We start from the raw sequence: 21,816 nt of genomic DNA on the forward strand, positions 1-21,816 counted from the left end.
TTAAAAAACCAATTAAGCTTATCGGGACGATAGCGACGACCGTCGATCTATCTGAACCGTCAATCACCGTGCAACAAGCCTTCACGCCACAGCGCATCGGCGGCCTCGAACGGCGACAGGCGGCTGTCGAACTGGCGGCCGTTGCCGGCCAGCCTGACCCAGGCGCGCGTGTCGTGGCCACTGTTCGGCACCGCGACGGCGGCGCGCACGCCGCTCAGCCAGTCATGCACCCGCGCATATTCGCCCGGCTGGGTGCGCTGGATCCAGGCCAGCGCCACCAGGTCGGCGAAACCTTCCTCGCGCCGGGTATCGCGCATCGCCTTCGCCGCCGCCAGCAGTGCCGGATCGTGCGAGGTTTCATGGCCCGTTTCGACGAAGCCGGCCGGCAGCAGATGCCATTCGCCCTGGGCATAGCGCCAGCAATGGGCCAGTTCGTGCGCGGCCATGGCCTCGATCAGCAGCGCCTGCTCGTCGGCGGGGACGTTCGCCAGCACCTGCTCGGCCTCGGGATTGCCGCGCATCGACAGCACCAGCTCGCAGCGCCCCTTGTCGAAGCCCATCGCCAGCGGCACCGCGCCGGCCGGCGCCTTCGGCTGGACGATGACGTCGACCGGCAGGTCGATCGATTTCGAGTACGCCAGCACGGGCGCGGCGGCGCGCAGCCAGCGCGATTCCTGCGCGGTCAGCTGGGCGGCCTGGGATGGAAGGACGGCGGATGCGACGGCGCAGACGGCCGCGAATAGGAGGGGCTTGGACATGGTGCTTCTCCAGGATGAGCGAAATTCCTATCGGAAATTCTATCCCCAGATCGCGCACTACTTTCAGGAAAATATTTCCCTATGTTCAAAAAAGCAAGGGGCCGTCAGCGCGGCCCCGGTCGGCGTCACGCTGTCAACGCAGGCCGCTTGCGGCCAGCCGGCAGGGCCGCTACCGTCGCCCCATCCAGCCGGAAAATGCTGACCAGCTGAGCCAGGCGCTCGGCTTCTTCTTCCAGCGAGGCCGCGGCCTGGCTGGCCTGCTGCACCAGTTCGGCGTTCTGGCGCGTGGCGTCGTCGATCTGGCCGATCGCGCCATTGACCTGCTCGATGCCGGCATTCTGTTCCACCGACGCATGGCTGATCTCGGCCATGATGTCGGTGACGCGCTTGACGCCGGTGACGATCTCGTCCATCGTCGCGCCGGCCTGGTCCACCAGGCGCGCGCCCGCATCGACCCGCTCGACCGAGCTGCCGATCAGGACCTTGATTTCCTTGGCCGCCGCCGCCGAGCGCTGCGCCAGGTTGCGCACCTCGGTCGCCACCACGGCGAAGCCGCGGCCCTGCTCGCCGGCGCGGGCCGCTTCCACGGCCGCGTTGAGCGCCAGGATATTGGTCTGGAACGCGATGCCATCGATCACGCCGATGATGTCCACGATCTTCTTCGACGATTCGTTGATCGCCGCCATCGTGCCCACCACCTCGGCCACCACCTTGCCGCCGCGCTGCGCCACTTCGGAGGCCGATTCGGCCAGCATGTTCGCCTGGCGCGCGTTGTCGGCATTCTGGCGCACGGTGCCGGTCAGTTGCTCGACCGAGGCGGCGGTGGCCTGCAGGGTGCCGTTCTGGCGTTCGGTGCGGCTGGCGAGGTCGCGGTTTCCGTCCGCGATCTCGGTCGACACGGCGCCGATCGCCAGGGTGCCGTTGCGCACCTGGGCCACGATGCGCACCAGGCTGTCGCGCATGCCCTGCATCGCGAACAGCAGGCTGCCGCGGTCGCCCGGGCGGGTGACGATCTCCACGCCCAGGTCGCCGCTGGCGATGGCGCTGGCGATCGAGGCCGCGTAGTCCGGCTGGCCGCCGAGCTGGCGCAGCAGGCCGCGGCTGATGTACCAGGCCGCCAGCGAACCGGCCGCGATCGCGCCAGCGCACAGCAGCGCCATCCAGCCGAAGAAGCCGTTGGCCATGTGGCGCGCCTCGGCGGCCGCCTCGTGGCTCAGCTTTTCCTCGAGATCGATCAGGTGGTTGATGCTGGCCAGCCAGGCAGTGAAGGCCGGCGCCGCCTCTTGCGTCAGCAGCGCATTCGCCTCGATGAGCTGGCCGGCCGCGTGCAGCGCGATCACGCGCGCGATCAGCGGCTTGGCCAGGCTTTCCTGGGTCTTGATCGCGGCCAGCGCCTCCTTCTCTTCCGGCAGGATGTCCTTGCGTTCACTGAACAGCGCATCCAGCGGGCCGGCCGCGCGCGCATAGTTGTCGTCCAGCGTGCGGATCAGGGCGATCGGCGCGGCGGCCGCCGCCCCGTCCTGGGCCAGCACCACGTCGCGCAGGGCGATCGCGCGGTCGTGCACGCTGCCGCGGAAATTGATGGCGTGGCGCTGCTTGACGCTGTTGACCTCGTTGATATGGTTGAGAACACTTTCGATCCGGCCCACGCGGCTCACCGCCAGCGCGACCAGGGCGATCATCAACAAGAAAACGGCGCCGTAGCCGAATGCCAGCCGGGCGCCGATGGTCAGATTCTTGGTTTTCATGGGTAGCACCGTGTCAGTCGTTCAGTGAAAGGAAACACCATAGGTATTTCCTATTGGAAACGACTTGACTATAGCACGGTGCTGCGCGGCGTGCTTACAGCAGGCTTATTTGAGCAAACTGTCCGCCGTCACGAAGGCCGGACGGATATCGTTCGGCACCGCCTTGAGCTTGTCGAGCGCCTTGCGCACCTCGGGACGGATCACGACGTACCTGTCCATCATTGCCTTGGCGCGCGCATGGTCGCCGGTGGCTTCGATGGTCAGGAATTCGCGGTCCAGGTCGATCACGGCCCCCTTGATCTTCTTGAAGTCCACCGAAAAAGTGCCGTCCTCGTGGGCGACAAAGCCGCCCTTGTCGAGCAGGTAATTCACCTGGATCGCCATGCCGCGCGCGTGCGACGAACCCAGTCCGAAGTGCAGGGTGCGGAAGCTCGAGGCCAGGAAGGTGTTGTACAGCTTGCGCTCTGCCGCCGCGCCCTGCCCCAGCGTGTCCTTCAACAGGCCCTTGTCCATCATGTATTGCAGCGCCCACAGGCCGGTGATGTCGGCCTTCGCTTCCTCGATGGTCGAATAGGTTTCCTTCAGGTCCTGGCGCGGGGTCGAGTCCTTGCCATCCTTTTTCGTGTGGTGCGGCCCCAGGCCGTGCATGATCTCGTGCGCCAGGATGTGGGTGAAGAAGGAATCGAAGTCCAGGTCCTTCTGGTCCGCCGGCCCCAGCACCTGCTTGCTGATCGGGGTGAGCGTCGACGCGAACTTGGCCTGCTGCACGTTCTTGAGCATCACGCGCTTGGAGCCGCGTTCGCGGATCACGCGCTCGTCGTTCGGCAGGTTGTAGGCCGCGGTCTGCACGCCCATATTGCCGTCGCCGGCGCCATAGACCTCGTTAACCACCACCATTGGCGCGATGGCGCCGACCTTCGGGTTGCGGTACTGCTTGTCGAGCGGCAGGTTGTCTTCGAGTTCCTGCAGGTGCTTGCCGAAGAAGTCGAGCTTGGCCGTTTCCTGCGGATCGCGGATGCTCACATAGGCTTCGAAGGCGGCCTTGTAGCCGAACAGCTCGTCGTTATAGGTTTCGTACGGCCCGATGGTCACGTCGACCGGCGCGTCGAGGTCCATCCAGGCGAAGTCCGAGGCGAGATAGTCGTTGGAAAGGAACGCGTCGGCGCGCAGGTTCAGGAATTTCTTGAGCGAGGCGTTATCGGTGGCTGCCGCCGCCTCGCGCAGCAGTTTCGCCAGCTGTTCCAGTTCGGGGCGGTATTCATCCGCATACTTCACGGTGCGCAGCTTGCCGTCCGGCCCAGTGCGAATCACCGTAAAGAACCACTGCGCCTCTTTCTTCTGCTCCGGCGCCAGGCCGTTCATCCAGTTTTCCAGGGATGCCTTGGTGGCGCCTTCCGGATAGAAGTTGGCGCCCTCGGGCTTCTGCGCCGGAATCCTGATGCCCGCATACTCGGCCGGCATGAACGAGGCATTGTTGTCGAGGTTCGACCACGGGCCCTTGTTGAGCCAGAAGGCATCCAGGCGCGCACGGCCGAGCGGCGTGGTGTCTTTCCTGAGCGCGTTCCACAGGGCCTCGTTGTGGGCCCAACGCTGGCGCAACTGCAGCGTGTCGACGATCTTCGCCGCTTCGATCAGCTTGGCGATGGCGGCGCGGTCGCCCTTCGAGAGATGCGACACGTCGGCGCGCAGCTCGACCGGCGCGAAGCGTTTCGCCATGGCGTGCAGCTGGTCGGCGCTGGCGACCGCGGGCGCTGTTTGCGCCTGCACGGTCGGGGCAACAGCGGCGCCGATGGCGGCGCACAGGACGAGTGGTGCGAGGATGGTTTTCATGGTCTCTCGGGTCGTGGATGACAACCGGACCATTATCGCACCGTCGCCAGCGCCTCTCCCTGCTCCCAACCGCCGCCGAGCGCGCGCGCCACCGCCACCGTCGCCAGCAGGCGCTGGGTGCGGATCTGGGCCGCGGCGCGGTCCGCCGCCAGCGTGCTGCGCTGGGCGTCGGTCACGTCGAGATAGGTCGACACGCCGCGCTCGTAGCGCGCCTGCGCCACCAGCAGCGCGCGCGCCGCGGCCTCCTGCGACTGCGCTTGCACGTCTCCCTGCTTCTGGCGTTGCTGCAGGTCGGACAGCGCGTCTTCGACCTCGCGCAGCGCCGTCAACAATGTCGTCTGGTGGTTGGCCACCGCCTCGTCGTAGCGCGCCCTGGCGAGCGCCAGGTTGGCGCGATTGCGTCCGCCATCGAAGATCGGCAGCGACAGCGCCAGCGGGCCGGCCGAGAACTGGCGCGCACCGCCGCTCGTCAGGTCGTTCAGGCTTTGCGAGGCATAGCCGAAATTCCCGGTCAGCGACAGCGCCGGATAGAAGGCGCCTTCGGCCACGCCGATCTGGGCGTTGGCCGCCTTCAGCTGCGCCACGCTGGCCGCCAGGTCGGGCCGCTGGCCCACCAGGCTGGCCGGCAGGCCGACGGGAATCGCGGGCGGCTGCGGCAGTCGCACGTCCGCTGCCGCCAGCAACGGCGCGCTGGGCGTGCTGCCCACCAGCGTGGCCAGCGTGTGTTCCACCAGGTTGCGCTGGCGCTGCACTTCGTGCAGGTCGGCTTCGGCGTTGGCGCGCTCGATGCGCGCGCGCGACACGTCCAGCTCGTTCGACAGGCCGGCATTGAAGCGGGCCTCGACCAGTTGCTGCGACTCGCGCCGCGTGGCCAGGGCGTCCTCCAGGATCGCCCGCTCGGCATCCAGGCCGCGCAGCTGCCAGTACGACGACGCGACCTGGCTCGACAGCAGCAGGATCACGCCGTCGCGATCAATCTGCGCCGCCAGCGCCTGCGCATCGCTGGCCTCGACGACGCGGCGCACGCGGCCCCACAGGTCGAGCTCATACGACAGCGACGCGCCGACGCTATAGTTATTGCCCTCGATCGAGCGCCCGCCCAGGGCCAGGCCCTGCGACGTTTCGGCCGAGGTCCGGCTATTGGACACGCCCGCGCCGAGCGAGACGCTCGGCAGCTGGCCGGCGCGCACCACGCCGAGTTGCGCCTGCGCCTGCAGCAGGCGCTGGGCCGCGGCCTGCACGCCCGGATTGTCGCGCAGCGCGCGCGCCTCCAGGCTGTCGAGGGTGGCGTCATGGAACACGGTCCACCAGGCGGCCGGCAGGCGCGCGCTGTCGCTGCCCGCGTCGAGATGGCGGAACGCAGATTGCGCCGGCGCGTCCGGCGCCTTGAAGTCCGGGCCGAGCGTGGTGCAGCCGGCGAGCAGTACGCCGATCGCGATGACGGTGGCGAGAGGTTTGAACATGGTTGATCTCTTCATTCGAATTCAATATCAGTGGCCACCGCCACCACCGCCAGGCGACTTGACCTTGTCGGCCATCCAGATCGCCGCGATGCAGCCGAGCAGGATCATGCCGATGATCCAGAAGCCGTCGTTATAGGCCATCACATAGGCTTCGCGCCGCACCAGGCGGTCGACCACGGCGAGCGCCTGATCGGCGGCGCTGGCGGGATCGATGCCCTTGGCGATGAAGCCCTGGGTCAGCACATCGAGGCGTTCCTGGGTCGCGGGCGCATAGCTGGAGACCGCTTCGCCCAGGCGCGCCGAGTGGAAGTGTTCGCGGTTGGTGAGCGAGGTCGCCAGGAGCGCGATGCCGATCGAGCCGCCCAGGTTGCGGGTCATGTTGAACAGGCTCGAGGCCGAGCCCATGTCGCGCGGCGACAGGCCGGACATCGCGAAGTTCGACAGGGTCAGCATCACGAACGGCTGGCCGATGGCGCGCACGACTTGCGTCCACATCAGCTGGTCGTAGCCGGTGGTGGCGTCCATGAACGAATTCATGATGCACGAGATGCCGAACATGAACAGGCCGAAGCTGCACAGGATGCGGTTGTCCACTTTCGAGGACAGCTTGGCCGCGAACGGCATCACCAGCAATTGCGGCAGGCCGACCCAGGCGATCACTTCGCCGATCTGCATCGGCGTGTAACCGGCGATCTGGCCCAGGTACAGCGGCAACAGGTAAGAGGAACCATACAGGCCCATGCCGATCACCGCCGACAGCGTGGTCGCCACCAGGAAGTTACGCTGGCCGTAGAGGCGCAGGTTGACGAACGGTTCCGGCTTCGAGAAGCTCAGCGCCACCCAGCCCAGCAGGCCCGTGAGCGAGAGCGCGGCGAAGGTCACGATGAAGCTCGAATCGAACCAGTCCTTCGAATTGCCCTCTTCCAGGAAGATCGTCAGGCAGGCCAGGCCCATCGCCATCAGCGCGATGCCGAGCCAGTCGGCCTTCACCAGCGTCCTGAGGTTGGCCTTCTCGGGATTCAGGCCCCAGGCCATGCCGACGATGAGCAGCACGCCCGGCACCCAGTTGATGTAGAAGATCGACGGCCAGCCATACAGCTCCGACAAATAGCCGCCCAGGGTCGGGCCCATGGCCGGCGCCAGGGTCGCGGTCAGGCCGAAGATGGCCATGCCGGTGGCGCGCTTCGACGGCGGCAGCAAGGTCATCACCAGGGTCATCGCCATCGGGATCAGCGCGCCGCCGGTGAAGCCCTGCAGCATGCGGAACACGATCATGCTCTCCAGGCTCCAGGCCGCGCCGCACAGGGTCGAGAACACCAGGAACAGCGCGGTGGTGCCGATCATGTAGTTGCGCACGCCGAAGGCGCGCGTGAACAGCGCCGTCAGCGGGATCACGACGATCTCGGCGCACAGGTAGGCGGTCGAGATCCATGAGCCTTCTTCCTGCGTGGCCGACAGGGTGCCGAGGATGTCGCGCAGCGAAGAGTTGGTGATCTGGATGTCGAGCACCGCCATGAAGGCGCCCAGCATGCCGGCGGCGATCGCGATCCAGGTGCGCAGGTCCACCGGGCCGCGCAAGGCCGCGGCGCCATTCGCAGGCGCGCCGGGGACTGCCCCCGATGTCGGGCCGGCTGCGGCGGGTTTGCTCAGGGTCGTCATGGCAAGCGCTTAGTGCGCGGCGGCGGTCTGGGTCGGCTTGACGTCCTGGCCCAGTTCGACCTCGGCCACCACCGACATGCCGGGCACCAGGCGGCCGGCGTATTTTTTCACGTCCTGCGGGTCGAGCGTGATCTTGACCGGCACGCGCTGCACGATCTTGGTGAAGTTGCCGGTCGCGTTATCGGCCGGCAGCAGCGCGAACTGGTTGCCCGAGGCCGGGGCGAAGCTGTCCACGCGGCCCACCAGGTGATGCTCGGGCAGCGCGTCGACCTCGAGATTGACCATCTGTCCCGGCGCCAGGCCGGCGAGCTGGGTTTCCTTGAAGTTGGCGACCACCCAGACGTTGTCCTCGACCACGGCCAGCATCGCCTGGCCCGGCTGCACGCGGGCGCCGACTTCGACGCTGCGGCGGCCGACGCGGCCGTCCACCGGCGCCACGATGCGGTTGTAGGCCAGCTGCTGCTGCGCTTCCTTCCACTGCGCCTGCAATACCTTGACCTGCGCCTTGAGCACGTCGCGGCCCGCCTCGGCAGCGCCGATCTGGGCTTGCGCCGCGGCGGCGTTGTCGCGGCGCGCGGCCAGGTCGGCCACGGCGGCGTCGCGCGCGGCGTTCGAGGCATCCACCTCGGCCTTCGAGACCGCCTTCATGGTCTCGTTGTACAGCTGGCCGAAGCGTTCGGCGTCCTGGCGCGCCCGCAGCAGCTGGGCCTGGGACTGCTTGACCTGGGCGCTAGCGCCGGCGGCCTGGGCGCGCACCTGCTCGATCTGCGCCTCGGCCTGCTTGAGCTGCTGCTGCATGCTGGCGATCTGGGCTTCGATCTGCTCGACGCGCACGGCGTGGTCGACCGGGTCCAGCTCGGCGATCGTGTCGCCCGCCTTCACCAGCTGGTTGTCGTCCACCAGGACCTTGGTGACCACGCCGGCCACGCGCGACGACACCTGGTGCACGCGCCCGGTGACATAGGCATTTTCGGTCTCGACGAAGTGATGGCTGCGGTACCACATGCGTCCGCCGGCGCCGATCGCGGCCAGCGCGATCAGGCCGACGACGACCAGCACGCGCTTGTTGGGCGCGCTCTTGCCGGGCCCGCTGCCTGGCGCCGCGCCCGCTGGGGTCTGTGCCGCGGGCGCCTGCCCTGCCGTGCTGTGCATCTCTGCCATGGAAAAGCTCCGGAAAATGAAATGAAATGGATTCATCGCATTATTTGCCAGCAACACGGGGAAGTCAAGAAATGAAACGGTTGCGTTTCATTTTGGTTTGCACTAGAGTCCTTGCCATGAGCAAAGCACAGAGTGAAACCCCGGCGACCGTCAAATCCGCCGGCCGCCCGAAGGCGTCGGAAGTCGAGGCCCGTACCCAGGAATTGATCGAGGCCGCGGGCTGCCTCATCCTGCGCCATGGCTATACCAAGGTCAGCCTGGAAGCCATCGCCCGCGAGGCGCGGGTGGCGGTGCGCACGATCTATGTGAAGTTCGGCGGCAAGGCCGGCCTGCTCAAGGCCGTGCTCGCCTCACGGCGCGAACGCCTGTTTGCCGGACACAGCATGGACGCCGACACCCGGCCGCTGCGCGCGATCGTCGACGACTTCGCGCGCGACTTCTACGATCTGCTGGTCGACCCCGATACGATGGCCATGCAGCGCGTGGTGATCGCCGAAGCCGCCAGCAATCCGGAACTGGCGAAGGCTTTCTATGAGGGCGGGCCGCGCCTGACGCGCGAGATGCTGTACCGCTTCTTTTCGCGCCCGGACATCCGTAGCCAGCTGCGCGAGGAGGTGCCGCTGGAATTGCTGCCGATCCATCTGATCGGCTGCATCTGCGGCGATCCGATCGGGCGCTTCTTGTTCCCCGACACCCAACCCACGCGCGAGGAGGCGCGGCGCGAGCTGGCGGCGCGTCTCGAGCTGTTTTATGCCAGCGTTCTGAAGAACTGTTAAATAATCATGAGAGCTGGATGACTAAGTGCGGCATCGCACGGACACAACGGGCATTTTTGTGGCACTCTGTAAGCCTTCACAGAGGGTGTCGTGAATATCAATAACAGCGGTGAGACCGCGAGGAGAAAGCATGAGCAAGTCGTCCAGATACGAATGGCGTGATCAACAGGCATCGCTGCAAGAACGCATGAAAAACTTTATCGAAAACCCTGGCGCCGACCAGATGGAAGCCGTGATCGCTGAAATGCGGTCCTATGCCGCCGCCGCCAAGGCCGGCACGATCGATATCCCGGAGCGCTTCGTCAGCTTTAGCTGAAGCAAAGTCGCCTCCAAAACAATGCCGTCCGGTGCAAGCCGGGCGGCATTTTCATTTTTATGGTGCTCGTCAGACGGCCGACACGGGCACCGGCCTGGCCTGCTCTTCGACGTCATGCACGCGCGTGAGCAGGTGCACCTTGCGCGGCGCCCGGTGGCGCTCGTGCAGTTCGCGGGTCAGCACCTCGACCCGGCGCGGCCGCACCGCCACCTGCTGCGGATCGACGGTGCCGATGGCGCCCGGCACGTACTGGCTGAACTGCGAGGCCAGCAGCTGGGACACCGTGCCGCAGATGGTCGCCGGCGCGCCGTGGACCGTGGTATGGAGTTCGAAACAGCGGGTTTCCGGTAACACGTAGACGGTCCCGACGTACTCGTTGCAGTGCTCGTCCATCTTGCCCTCCTCTGAACGCGGGCGCGGCAAGTCGGCTTGCCGCCGCATTTCCCGCCGTACTCCCTCATCATAGGCTTTTGCCAGGCGCTGGCAAGCGGCGCACGTGGCGCCTTCCCTTGATGACGATTCGCGCCGTATCCGTGCATTTCGCGCCGCCTGGCGCCGCTTCGTCGCACAGCGCGGCGGGGCGCGGTTCGCTCTTCCAGAATGGCCCTATCGACCACTCAACGGAGACTTTCATGCACCGCCTTGCCCTTCTGCTTGCCCTGCTGTCCAGCGCCGCCGCCAGCCACGCCGCCGACCTGTCGATCCAGGTCGACGGCGCGCGCGGCGACGGCGGCAGCGTGAAGATCGCCCTGTTCGACAGCGCCGACCGCTTCCTCAAGCGCCCGCTGCACAGCGCCAGCGCGCCCGTCCGGGATGGCGGCGCCACCTTCGCGCTCAAGGACCTGGCCGCCGGCCAGTACGCCATCGCCGCCTACCATGACGCCAACGACAACGGCAAGCTGGACCAGAACATGATGGGCATCCCGGTCGAGGCGACCGGCTTCAGCAACGATGCGCTGGGCAATATGGGGCCGCCGGCCTTCGAGGCTGCCCGCATCGACCTGCCGCCTGGCGGCAGCGCCACCCGCATCACCCTGCGCTGAGGCCGATATGGACCGCCGCTCCTTTTTGCATACCGGCGCCGCACTCGGCGCCCTCGCCCTCGCCCCGGCGGTCCGCGCCGACGAGGCCACCTACCAACGCTTCCACGCCGCCCTGGCGCGCGACCCGTCGCTGGCGGTCTACGCCAACCAGGCTGGCAGCCAGCAAGGCGACGCCCTCGTCAAGGGCCGCCTGCCGCGCGACCTGCGCGGCACCTTCTACCGCAACGGGCCGGGCCGCTTCGAGATGAAAGGCGAACGCTATCACCACTGGTTCGACGGCGACGGCTTCGCCCAGGCCTGGACCGTGGCCGACGGCAAGGTGCGCCACCGGGGCCGCTTCGTCGAGACCCAGCGCTACGTCGAAGAAAGCGCGGCCGGCCAGTTCCTGTATCCGGCCTTCGGCACGCTCGTGACGCGCCGGGGCGTGCGCGACAACGACACCATGAACGCCGCCAACACCAATCTGCTGCCGTTCGACGGCCGGCTGTATGCGTTGTGGGAAGGCGGCTCGGCGACCGAACTCGATCCGGAGTCGCTGGCCACGCGCGGCATCAAGACCTGGAGTGACGAACTGCGCGCGATGCCGTTCTCGGCCCACCCCAAGCTCGATCCGCAGGGCGGCATGTGGAACTTCGGCACGCTGCCCGGCGCCAACCGCCTGGCGCTGTACCAGATCGGCGCCCGGGGCCAGGTGCTGCGCACCGCCCTGCTGCCGGTGCCGCAACTGGCGATGGTGCATGATTTCGTGGTGAGCGCAAAGCACCTGATCTTCGTCGTGCCACCCTACGATCTGCGGAACGATGCGCGCCTGAGTTTCGCCGACCGCCATGTCTGGAACAGTGAACGTGCGGCGCGGGTGATCGTGATCGCCAAGGACACGCTGGCGCTGCGCCAGGTCTTCGAACTGCCGCCAACGATGGTGTTCCACTTCGGGAATGCCTGGGAAGACGGCGACTGCACCCGCTTCGACGTGGTGCTGCACGAGGGCGACGCGCTGGCCGGGGTGGGCAGCGTGATGCGCGGGGAGCATACGCCGCCGCGCAGCCGCACCGTGCAGGTCACGCTCGACTATGCCGGCGGCCAGGCGCGCACCGAGCGCCTGTTCGGCGCCAGCGAATTCCCGCGCGTGATGCCGCAGGTGGCGATGGCGCGCCACCGCCGCCTCGCCCTGCTGGGCGCCAGCGGCGCCTCGCCCGACCTGCGGCTCGACAGCGTCAACCTGGTCGATCTTGACACCGGCAAGGTCGATGGTTACGTCTTCGGCGCCGGCTGGCAGGTCGAGGAACACGTGCTGGTCCCGCGCCGCAACGCGCGCTCGGAGCTCGATGGCTACCTGGTCGGCGTGGCCCAGGACTTGCGCGCCGGCGTCACGGTGATGACGGTGTTCGACGCCGCCGGCGTCAAGGATGGGCCGGTGGCGCTGGCGCGACTTCCCTATCGCGCACCGCACTGCTTTCATGGTAATTTCTCAACAGCATGAAACTATCCGCTCCGACCTCCGCGCACAGGCGCAGCCACCCGCTGGAACTGTTCCCGGTATTCCGGCGCTGGCCGCGCTCGGCCGCGCGCGACCTGCTCTATACCGCGCTGTGGAATACGCTGATCGCGCTCGGGATCTCGCTGGCGTTGACCACCTTCGGCAACTGGCGCGCGTCGTTCCTCACGCTGTTCGGCTACAGCCTGCTGGCGTCGCACTGCGTCGGCTTCCCCATTCATGGCGCGCTGCGGGTGCTGGAAGTGACGCTGCCGCCCAGTACCAGCCGGCTTAACGCACGCCTGCTCGACCTGGCCGCGATTGCGCTGTGCGCAGCCTTCGGCCTGGCCGTCTCGGGCGCCATCCTGCGCGGCGCCCTGCCGACCTTGAGTACCGGCGCGATCGGGGGACAGCTGACCTTCGGTCTGATGATCGGCGTGACCATAATGGCGGTCCTGGTGGCCGGCGAACGCCGCATCGAACGCCAGACATTCGATGCGCGCCAGCAGGAAGAGCTGGCCACGACGGCGCGGCTGCTGGCCGAGGCCCAGCTGCGCGCGCTGCAGGCCCAGATCGAGCCGCACTTCCTGTATAACACGCTGGCCAATGTGGTCAGCCTGATCGATACCCAGCCGGCCCAGGCGCGGCGCATGCTGGAGCGCTTCATCGACTACCTGCGCGCCAGCCTGGCCGGCAGCCGCGCCGGCAGCGCCACGCTCGGCGCCGAGCTGGATCTCGCGGCAAGCTATCTCGACGTGCTGGGCGTGCGCATGGGCCAGCGCCTGCGCTGGCGCATCGAGGCGGACAACGCCTGCCGCGCGCTGCCGATCGCGCCGATGCTGATCCAGCCGCTGGTCGAGAACGCCGTCATGCACGGACTGGAACCCAAGGTGGACGGCGGCGAGATCGTGCTGCGCGCCGCCGTCGACGACGGCGTGTTGCGGGTCGAGGTGCGCGACAGCGGGCGCGGGCTGGTGGCCGCGCCGCCGCGTCCCGGCGGCGGCGTCGGCCTGTCCAATCTGCGCGAGCGTGTGCGCCAGCTGCATGGGCCGGGCGCGCGCCTGGAGCTGCTCGACAATCCCGGCGGCGGCGTGGTCGCGCGCCTGCTGCTCCCCCTTTCCCACACCGAGGTGACATCATCGACCGCTGCCTTGCCCTGATCGCCGACGACGAACCCCATTTGCTCGACTATCTCGCCACCCAGCTGCGCGAAGCCTGGCCCGGGCTCGAGATCGTGCGCGCCCCGAACGGCATCGAAGCGCTGCGCCTGATCGACGAGCTGGCGCCGCAGGTGGCGTTCCTGGACATCCAGATGCCGGGCCTGACCGGGATCGACCTGGCCGCGCGGCTGTGCGCCGGCGGCAATCCTCCGCGCATGGTGTTCACCACCGCCCACGAGCACTATGCGGCCCAGGCCTTCGAGCACGAGGCCTTCGATTATCTGCTGAAGCCGATACGCCAGGAGCGGCTGGCGCGCACCGTCGAGCGACTGCGCGCCGCGCTGTCGGCGCCGGCGCCCGCGCTGCCGGCGGACGCCCTGCAGGCGCTGCTGCGCCAGCTGGGGGCCGGCGTTCCGGCTGCGCCGACCGCGCCGGCGCCGCTGCAATGGATCCGCGCCGCGGCGGGCCAGGAGACACGCCTGATCGCGGTCGAGGAAGTGATCTACTTCCAGAGCAACGACAAGTACACCAGCGTGTTCCTGCCGGATGGCGAAAGCCTGATCCGCACGCCGCTGCGGCAATTGAAGGAGCAATTGGACCCGCAGCAGTTCTGGCAGATCCACCGTGGGGTGATCGTGGCGGCAAGGCACGTGGCGGGCACGCGCACCGATTTTCGCGGGCGCTTGCATGTGAAGCTCAAGGGGCGCGATGAGCAGCTGGTGGTGAGCCGCAACTACATGGACGTGTTCCGGCAGATGTAATAAAAAACGGGACCATCGCTGGTCCCGTTCCTGTCATGCGCTTGCCGCGATCAACGCTTCTTCGGCGGCGGCAAATCGGTGCAGACGCCTTCGTAGGCCTCGGCCGCCATGCCGATCGACTCGCCCAGGGTCGGGTGCGGGTGGATGGTCTTGCCGATGTCCACGCCGTCCGCGCCCATCTCGATCGCCAGCGCGATCTCGCCGATCATGTCGCCGGCATTGGTGCCGACGATGGTGCCGCCGACGATGCGGTGGGTCTCGGCATCGAACAGCAGCTTGGTGAAGCCTTCGTCGCGGCCGTTGGCGACCGCGCGGCCGCTGGCGTTCCACGGGAAGTGGCCCTTCTCGACCTTGATGCCCTTCTGCTTGGCTTCGTCCTCGGTGAGGCCGACCCATGCCACTTCGGGATCGGTGTAGGCGACCGACGGGATCACCTTGGCGTCGAAGTGGGTCTTCTTGTCCAGGGCTGCTTCGGCCGCCACGTGCGCCTCGTGCACCGCCTTGTGCGCCAGCATCGGCTGGCCCACCAGGTCGCCGATGGCGAAGATGTGCGGCACATTGGTGCGCATCTGGCTGTCGACCGCGATGAAACCGCGATCGCTCACCGTCACGCCGGCCTTGTCCGCGGCGATCTTCTTGCCGTTCGGGCTGCGGCCCACGGCCACCAGCACCAGGTCGTACAGCTGCGGTTCCGGCGAAGTGGCGCCGGCTTCGGCCGCTTCGAAGGTGACCTTGATCCCTTCCGGCAGCGCTTCCACGCCGACGGTTTTGGTTTTCAGCATGATGTTATCGAAGCGGTGGGCGTTGAACTTCTGCCAGACCTTGACCGCCTCGCGGTCGGCGCCCTGCATCAGGCCATCCATCATCTCGACCACATCGATGCGCGCGCCGAGGGTCGAATAGACGGTCGCCATTTCCAGGCCGATGATGCCGCCGCCGATGACCAGCATCTTCTTCGGCACCTGGCGCAGTTCCAGCGCGCCGGTGGAATCGACGATGCGCGGATCTTCCGGCACGAACGGCAGCTTCACCACCGACGAGCCGGCGGCGATGATCGCCTTCTTGAAGGCCACGACCTTCTTGCCGCCATCGGGACCGGTGACTTCGATGTGGTTCGGGGAGAGGAACTGGCCCACGCCCTGCACCACATTGACCTTGCGCGCCTTGGCCATGAAGGCCAGGCCGCCGGTCATCTTCTTGATCACGCCATCCTTGTGCGCGCGCAGCTTGTCGATGTCGACTTGCGGCTTGGCGAACGAGACGCCCAGGTCGGCCATGTGCGCGGTTTCATCCATGATGTGCGCCACGTGCAGCAGCGCCTTCGATGGAATGCAACCGACGTTCAGGCACACGCCGCCCAGGGTCGCGTACTTCTCGACCAGCACGGTGTTCATGCCGAGGTCGGCGGCGCGGAAGGCGGCCGAATAGCCGCCAGGACCGGCGCCCAGCACCATCATCTCGCATTCGATGTCGACCTGGCCCGAGTAGCTCGACGCATTCGGCGCAGGCGCGGCGCCCGGCTGGGCGGCCGGCGCCGGGTGTGCCGGCGCATACGAATCGGTCGGCGCGGCGGCGGCGGTCGGCGCCGCGGCTTGCGCACCGATCTGCGCGGCCGGCTTTTCAGCCGGCTTGTCGGCCGCCGGCGCGCCGGCGCCAGACTCTTCGACCGTCAGCAGCAGCGTGCCTTCGTTGATCTTGTCGCCGACCTTGACCGCGATGTTCTTTACCACGCCGGCATGGGTCGACGGGATCTCCATGCTGGCCTTGTCCGATTCGACGGTGATCAGGGACTGGTCGACCTTGATCGTGTCGCCAGCCTTGACCATCAGCTCGATCACTTCGACGTCCTTGAAGTCGCCGATGTTCGGGACTTTCACTTCAACAGTGCTCATCAGTGCGCTCCAATCACAGAAGGGTCTTGCGCATATCGGCCAGCACTTCGGCCAGGTAGGCGGCGAAGCGCGCGGCGCCGGCGCCGTCGATCACGCGGTGGTCGTACGACAGCGACAGCGGCAGCATCAGGCGCGGCTGGAAGCTCGAACCGTCCCACACCGGCTTCATCGCCGACTTGGACAGGCCCAGGATCGCCAGCTCCGGCGCGTTGATGATCGGCGTGAAGTTGGTGCCGCCGATGCCGCCCAGCGACGAGATGGTGAAGGTCGCGCCCTGCATCGCGGTCGGCGGCAGCTTGCCTTCGCGCGCCTGGCCCGAGAGCTCGCCCATTTCGACGGCGATTTGCGAGATGGTCTTCTTGTCCGCATCCTTCACGACCGGGACCACCAGGCCGTTCGGGGTGTCGGCCGCGAAGCCGATGTTGTAGTACTGCTTGGTGATCAGGGCCGCGCCGTCTTCCGACAGCGACGCATTAAATTGCGGGAATTTCTTGAGCGCGGCGACGCTCGCCTTGATCACGAAGGCCAGCATGGTCAGCTTGACGGCGGACTTCTGCTTGGCCAGCGCGGCGTTCGAATCGACGCGGAACTGTTCCAGGTCGGTCACGTCGGCTTCGTCGAAGTGCGTCACGTGCGGGATCATGACCCAGTTGCGATGCAGGTTCGGGCCCGAGATCTTCTTGATGCGCGACAGCGGCACGGTTTCGGTCGGACCGAATTTCGAGAAGTCGAGCGACGGCCATGGCAACAGGCTGATGCCGCCGATGCCGGCGCCGCCACCCGCTGCCGCAGGCGCAGCGGCGGCCGGCGCGGACATCACGCCCTTCACGAACGTCTGCACGTCCTGCTGGGTGATGCGGCCCTTCGGACCGGTCCCCGGCACGCGGCCCAGGTCGACGCCCAGTTCGCGCGCGAACTTGCGGATCGATGGCGAGGCGTGGGCTTTCGAGCCGGTGACGCCCGGCGCGGCGGCTGGCGCAGGTGCTGCGGCAGGCGCTGGCGCCGGTGCTGGCGCCGGTGCTGGCGCAGCTGCTGGAGCAGCGGCAGGTGCGGCTGCCGGGGCAGCGGCAGGTGCGGGCGCGGCGGCAGGAGCAGCCGATGCGCCGCCGGTCGCTTCCACGACCAGCACCAGCGAGCCCTTGGCGACCTTGTCGCCGACCTTCACTTTCAGTTCCTTCACGACGCCGGCATGGCTCGACGGGATCTCCATGCTGGCCTTGTCCGACTCGACCGTGATCAGGGACTGGTCGACCTTGATCGTGTCGCCGACCTTGACCATCAGTTCGATGACTTCGACTTCCTTGAAGTCGCCGATGTCGGGCACGGTCACGTCGACCGGGCCGCCGGATGCCGCTGGGGCGGCTGCGGCCGGCGCTTCGGCAGGTTTTTCAGCCGGTTTTTCAGCAGCCGCAGGAGCGGCGGCGGCAGGCGCTTCGGCGGCGCCGCCCGCTTCCTCGAGCAGCAGCACCAGCGAACCTTCGGCGACCTTGTCGCCGACCTTCACCTTGATCTCTTTCACGACGCCGGCATGGCTCGACGGGATTTCCATGCTGGCCTTGTCCGACTCGACGGTCACCAGCGACTGGTCGACCTTGATGGTGTCGCCCGGCTTGACCATCAGTTCGATGACTTCGACTTCCTTGAAGTCGCCGATATCGGGGACTTTGACTTCCACAACGCTCATAGTGTTAGCTCCAAATTTTTTATTCGAGTTAGCCTAGGCAGGCCGCTTCCGACAGGAAGAAACGGCCTGCATGAGCATTTACTGGGTCACCGGATTCGGCTTGTTCTGGTCGATGCCGTACTTGGCGATCGCCTGCGACACGATGGCGCGGTCGATCTTGCCTTCGTCGGCCAGGGCGCGCAGCGCGGCGACCGTGACGTAGTAGCGGTTCACCTCGAAGAACTCGCGCAGCTTGACGCGCGAATCCGAGCGACCGAAGCCGTCGGTGCCCAGCACTTTATAGGTGCGGTCCTTCGGCATGAAGGCGCGGATCTGCTCGGCGAACATGCGCATGTAGTCGGTGGTCGCGACGATCGGGCCGCTGGTGTTCTGCAGCAGCGAAGTCACGTACGGCACGCGCTGCGGCAGTTCCGGGTTGACCATGTTCCAGCGCTCGGCGTCCTGGCCGTCGCGCGCCAGCAGGGTCAGCGAAGGCGCCGACCACACGTCCGCATCGACGCCCCAGTCGTTCTTGAGCAGCTCGGCGGCGAAGATCGACTCGCGCAGGATGGTGCCGCAGCCGATCAGCTGCACGCGCGGCGCAGGTTTGTCGCCAGTGATCGCGGCGCCTTCCTGCAGCAGGTACATGCCCTTCAGGATGCCCTCTTCCTGGCCCGGCTTCAGGCCAGGATGCGAGTAGTTCTCGTTCATGATGGTGATGTAGTAGAACACGTCTTCCTGTTCTTCCACCATGCGGCGCAGGCCGTCCTGGATGATGACGGCGACTTCGTGACCGAAGGTCGGGTCATACGGCAGGCAGTTCGGCACGGTCGCGGCGATCACGTGGCTGTGGCCATCTTCGTGCTGCAGGCCTTCGCCGTTCAGCGTCGTGCGGCCGGCGGTGCCGCCCATCAGGAAGCCGCGCGCACGGATGTCGCCGGCCAGCCAGACCAGGTCGCCCACGCGCTGCATGCCGAACATCGAGTAGAAGGTGTAGAACGGGATCATCGTGCGGTTGTTCGACGAGTACGAAGTCGCCGCCGCGATCCACGAGCTCATGCCGCCCGCTTCGTTGATGCCCTCTTGCAGGATCTGGCCTGCCTTGTCTTCACGGTAGTACATCACCTGGTCGCGGTCGACCGGCTCGTACAACTGGCCCTGCTGGTTGAAGATGCCGATCTGGCGGAACAGGCCTTCCATGCCGAAGGTGCGCGATTCGTCGACCAGGATCGGCACGATGCGCTGGCCGATGCTTTCGTCCTTCAGCAGGCTGGTGATCACGCGCACGTACGACTGGGTGGTCGAGATCTCGCGGCCTTCAGGGGTCGGCTCGAGCACGCCCTTGAACGATTCCAGCTTCGGCACGGTCAGCTGCTCGTCGGCCTTCTCGCGGCGCTGCGGCAGGTAGCCGCCCAGGGCCTTGCGGCGCTCGTGCAGGTACACCATCTCGGGCGCGTCGTCGGCCGGCTTGAAGAACGGGATGTCGGCCAGCTTGTCGTCGGGGATGGCGATATTGAAGCGGTCGCGCATGTCGCGGATCGCCTGGTCGTCCAGCTTCTTGGTCTGGTGCGCGGTGTTGCGCGCCTCGCCCGACTTGCCCATGCCGAAGCCCTTGACGGTCTTGACCAGCAGGACGGTCGGGGAACCCTTGTTTTCTTGCGCGTTCTTGAAGGCGGCGTAGATCTTGTGCGGATCGTGGCCGCCGCGGGTCAGGCGCCAGATGTCGTCGTCGCTCATCTTCGAGACCATCTCGAGCAGCTTCGGATGCTTGCCGAAGAAGTGCTTGCGCACGTAGGCGCCGTCCTTGGCCTTGTAGTTCTGGTATTCGCCGTCGACGGTTTCCATCATCACGCGCTGCAGGATGCCTTCCTTGTCCTGCGACAGCAGCGGATCCCACTGCGAGCCCCAGATGACCTTGACGACGTTCCAGCCGGCGCCGCGGAAGTCGGCTTCCAGTTCCTGGATGATCTTGCCGTTGCCGCGCACCGGACCGTCCAGGCGCTGCAGATTGCAGTTGACGACCATGACCAGGTTGTCCAGCTGCTCGCGCGCGGCCATGCCGATCGCGCCCATCGATTCCGGCTCGTCCATCTCGCCGTCGCCGCAGAAGACCCAGACCTTGCGGTTGTCGGTCTTGGCGATGCCGCGCGCGTGCAGGTACTTCAGGAAGCGCGCCTGGTAGATCGCCATCAGCGGGCCCAGGCCCATCGACACGGTCGGGAACTGCCAGAAGTCCGGCATCAGTTTCGGGTGCGGGTACGACGACAGGCCCTTGCCGTCGACTTCGCGGCGGAAGTTCAGCAGCTGCTCTTCGGAGAGGCGGCCTTCGAGGAAGGCGCGCGCGTAGATGCCGGGCGAGGAGTGGCCCTGGATGTACAGCAGGTCGCCGCCGTGGTCTTCGGTCGGGGCGTGCCAGAAGTGGTTGAAGCCGGTGCCCAGCATGTTCGCCAGCGAGGCGAAGGACGAGATGTGGCCGCCCAGGTCGCCGTCGGCGCGGTTGGCCTTGACGACCATCGCCATCGCGTTCCAGCGCATCCACGAGCGCAGGCGCTCTTCGTATTCGAGATTGCCCGGCGAATTCTGGTTCAGGTGGGCCGGGATGGTGTTGACGTAGGCGGTATTGCTCGAGAACGGAACGTGGGCGCCACGGCGGCGCGCCAGGTCCACCAGGCGCTCCATCAGGTAATGGGCGCGCTCGGTCCCTTCATGTTCGATCACCGCTTCCAGCGCATCGAGCCATTCCTTGGTCTCGATCGCGTCCGGATCATTGGCGGCTTGCGCGGTCAACTGGTCGAGTTGAGCTGACATGTCATGCGTCTCCTAGAGTGGTGCGCCCCGACCCGATCCCTGCGCAGGCTGGCGGCGAGTGGTGAAATTTCAGACTATCTTTTTAGATAAACCAATGGATTCTACCAGTGGATTTTGGCATTTTCAAATTACGGTATGGCATTTCACAATATAAAATCCCATGCTGCAAGTGCACAATTTTCATAGAGAAACATTGGATTTTCGATCAATGAACATCGTATACCGGAGCGCCTGATCGGCGGCAAAAAACGGCCCATTTATACGCTGAAAGGAGGAGATTGCATGCGTGGGCCGTATAATTCTCTTTTTGCCCAGCGACGAGCTTTCACCATGCCTGCACAACTGATCGACGGAGTCCTCCTTTCCAAACAACTGCGCGAAGATATCGCCGCGCGCGCCGCCAAACTCACCGCCGCCGGCAAGCAGCCTGGCCTGGCCGTGATCCTGGTCGGCGAAGATCCGGCCAGCCAGGTCTATGTGCGCAACAAGGTGAAGGCCTGCGGCGACGTGGGCTTCCATTCGGTGCTCGAGAAATACGAGGCCGACCTTTCCGAGCAAGCCCTGCTCGACCGCATTGCAGCATTGAACGCGGACCCGGCCATCCATGGCATCCTGGTGCAGATGCCGCTGCCGAAGCACATCGACCCGTCGAAAGTCATCGAGGCCATCTCGACCGCCAAGGACGTCGACGGCTATTCGGTGCTGTCGGCCGGCGAGCTGGTGGCCAACCTGCCGGGCTTTCGCCCCTGCACCCCGTACGGCTGCATGAAGCTGATCGAGACCACCGGCATCGACCTGCGCGGCAAGCACGCAGTGGTGATCGGCCGCTCGAATACCGTCGGCAAGCCGATGGCCCTGTTGCTCTTGCAAGCCAACGCCACCGTCACCATCTGCCATAGCGCAACGCCGGACCTGGGCTACCACACCCGCCAGGCCGACGTGATCGTGGCCGCCGTCGGCCGCCGCAATACCCTCACCGCAGAGATGGTCAAGCCGGGCGCGATCGTGATCGACGTCGGCATGAACCGTGACGACGCGGGCAAGCTATGCGGCGACGTCGATTTCGCGGGCGTGTCCGAGGTGGCGTCGCACATCACTCCAGTGCCTGGCGGCGTCGGTCCGATGACGATCACGATGTTGTTGATGAATACCCTCGAGTCCGCGGAGCGCGTGCACGCCAGCGGCCAGCCGCCGGCGGGCCAGGCGTCGGGCATGGAACCGAAACCAGGCCTGGCGTAAGCCCGTCATGGCGCCATGGCCGCTCATTGGCTGCCATGGCATCTGCATGAGCGTTCGGCGTACCA

Annotated in this window: 17 protein-coding genes; 7 read left to right on the forward strand and 10 right to left on the reverse strand. The window is 66.5% G+C overall.

Going from position 1 to position 21,816, the window contains the following annotated elements:
- Window positions 1-59: 59 nt before the first annotated feature.
- The 6 genes from KY496_RS13565 to KY496_RS13590 all read right to left on the reverse strand — a co-directional run bounded on the left by KY496_RS13565 (window position 60) and on the right by KY496_RS13590 (window position 8,619).
- The gene (locus tag KY496_RS13565; RefSeq protein WP_219861088.1) at window positions 60-758 is read right to left on the reverse strand and encodes a hypothetical protein; all 699 of its coding nucleotides are present in this window, start codon (window positions 756-758) and stop codon (window positions 60-62) included.
- 125 nt (window positions 759-883) lie between these two features.
- Entirely contained in the window at window positions 884-2,506 is a 1,623-nt protein-coding gene (locus KY496_RS13570) for a methyl-accepting chemotaxis protein (protein WP_219861090.1), read from the reverse strand.
- 105 nt (window positions 2,507-2,611) lie between these two features.
- On the reverse strand, window positions 2,612-4,336 hold the full coding sequence (locus KY496_RS13575; protein ID WP_184237285.1) for a hypothetical protein: 1,725 nt from the start codon (window positions 4,334-4,336) through the stop codon (window positions 2,612-2,614).
- 32 nt (window positions 4,337-4,368) lie between these two features.
- Entirely contained in the window at window positions 4,369-5,799 is a 1,431-nt protein-coding gene (locus KY496_RS13580) for an efflux transporter outer membrane subunit (RefSeq protein WP_184237282.1), read from the reverse strand.
- 27 nt (window positions 5,800-5,826) lie between these two features.
- Window positions 5,827-7,458: a DHA2 family efflux MFS transporter permease subunit gene (locus tag KY496_RS13585; protein ID WP_219861092.1), complete on the reverse strand. Its 1,632-nt coding sequence runs from the start codon at window positions 7,456-7,458 to the stop codon at window positions 5,827-5,829.
- 9 nt (window positions 7,459-7,467) lie between these two features.
- Window positions 7,468-8,619, reverse strand: a complete 1,152-nt coding sequence (locus KY496_RS13590) for an HlyD family secretion protein (RefSeq protein WP_184237279.1) — start codon at window positions 8,617-8,619, stop codon at window positions 7,468-7,470.
- Between the two features lie 116 nt (window positions 8,620-8,735).
- Between KY496_RS13590 and KY496_RS13595 the strand changes: the two genes are divergently transcribed.
- Both KY496_RS13595 and KY496_RS13600 read left to right on the forward strand, forming a co-directional pair.
- A complete protein-coding gene (locus KY496_RS13595; protein WP_184237276.1) occupies window positions 8,736-9,395 on the forward strand; it encodes a TetR/AcrR family transcriptional regulator in 660 nt (219 codons plus the stop codon).
- A gap of 130 nt (window positions 9,396-9,525) precedes the next feature.
- Window positions 9,526-9,711, forward strand: a complete 186-nt coding sequence (locus tag KY496_RS13600; RefSeq protein WP_005665700.1) for a hypothetical protein — start codon at window positions 9,526-9,528, stop codon at window positions 9,709-9,711.
- A 69-nt stretch (window positions 9,712-9,780) separates the two neighbouring features.
- On the opposite strand, the gene KY496_RS13605 is transcribed toward KY496_RS13600, so the two are convergent.
- A complete protein-coding gene (locus KY496_RS13605) occupies window positions 9,781-10,104 on the reverse strand; it encodes a hypothetical protein (protein WP_005665696.1) in 324 nt (107 codons plus the stop codon).
- 239 nt (window positions 10,105-10,343) lie between these two features.
- Between KY496_RS13605 and KY496_RS13610 the strand changes: the two genes are divergently transcribed.
- The 4 genes from KY496_RS13610 to KY496_RS13625 are packed head-to-tail and all read left to right on the forward strand — an operon-like array spanning window position 10,344 to window position 14,149.
- Complete coding sequence (locus tag KY496_RS13610; protein ID WP_184237273.1) at window positions 10,344-10,754, forward strand: DUF2141 domain-containing protein; 411 nt, start codon at window positions 10,344-10,346, stop codon at window positions 10,752-10,754.
- Between the two features lie 7 nt (window positions 10,755-10,761).
- Complete coding sequence (locus KY496_RS13615; RefSeq protein WP_219861094.1) at window positions 10,762-12,234, forward strand: carotenoid oxygenase family protein; 1,473 nt, start codon at window positions 10,762-10,764, stop codon at window positions 12,232-12,234.
- Window positions 12,231-13,388, forward strand: coding sequence for a sensor histidine kinase (locus tag KY496_RS13620; RefSeq protein WP_219861096.1), 1,158 nt, complete (start codon window positions 12,231-12,233; stop codon window positions 13,386-13,388). The genes KY496_RS13615 and KY496_RS13620 overlap by 4 nt, the downstream gene beginning before the upstream one ends.
- 20 nt (window positions 13,389-13,408) lie before the next feature.
- A complete protein-coding gene (locus KY496_RS13625) occupies window positions 13,409-14,149 on the forward strand; it encodes a LytTR family DNA-binding domain-containing protein (RefSeq protein ID WP_229520273.1) in 741 nt (246 codons plus the stop codon).
- A gap of 50 nt (window positions 14,150-14,199) precedes the next feature.
- Here KY496_RS13625 and lpdA read toward each other — a convergent pair whose 3' ends face one another.
- The 3 genes from lpdA to aceE form a co-directional block, all read right to left on the reverse strand.
- Window positions 14,200-16,041: a dihydrolipoyl dehydrogenase gene (gene lpdA / locus KY496_RS13630; RefSeq protein WP_219861098.1), complete on the reverse strand. Its 1,842-nt coding sequence runs from the start codon at window positions 16,039-16,041 to the stop codon at window positions 14,200-14,202.
- A 13-nt stretch (window positions 16,042-16,054) separates the two neighbouring features.
- Window positions 16,055-17,725 (reverse strand): dihydrolipoyllysine-residue acetyltransferase, encoded by a 1,671-nt coding sequence (gene aceF / locus KY496_RS13635; protein ID WP_219861100.1) that lies wholly within the window; start codon window positions 17,723-17,725, stop codon window positions 16,055-16,057.
- A 78-nt stretch (window positions 17,726-17,803) separates the two neighbouring features.
- Complete coding sequence (aceE, locus tag KY496_RS13640; RefSeq protein ID WP_005665688.1) at window positions 17,804-20,512, reverse strand: pyruvate dehydrogenase (acetyl-transferring), homodimeric type; 2,709 nt, start codon at window positions 20,510-20,512, stop codon at window positions 17,804-17,806.
- A 330-nt stretch (window positions 20,513-20,842) separates the two neighbouring features.
- On the opposite strand from aceE, the gene folD reads away from it, so the two are divergent.
- A complete protein-coding gene (folD, locus tag KY496_RS13645) occupies window positions 20,843-21,751 on the forward strand; it encodes a bifunctional methylenetetrahydrofolate dehydrogenase/methenyltetrahydrofolate cyclohydrolase FolD (protein ID WP_051205037.1) in 909 nt (302 codons plus the stop codon).
- Window positions 21,752-21,816: the final 65 nt, after the last annotated feature.

This window comes from Massilia sp. NP310, assembly GCF_019443485.1.
GTDB lineage: Bacteria > Pseudomonadota > Gammaproteobacteria > Burkholderiales > Burkholderiaceae_D > Telluria > Telluria timonae.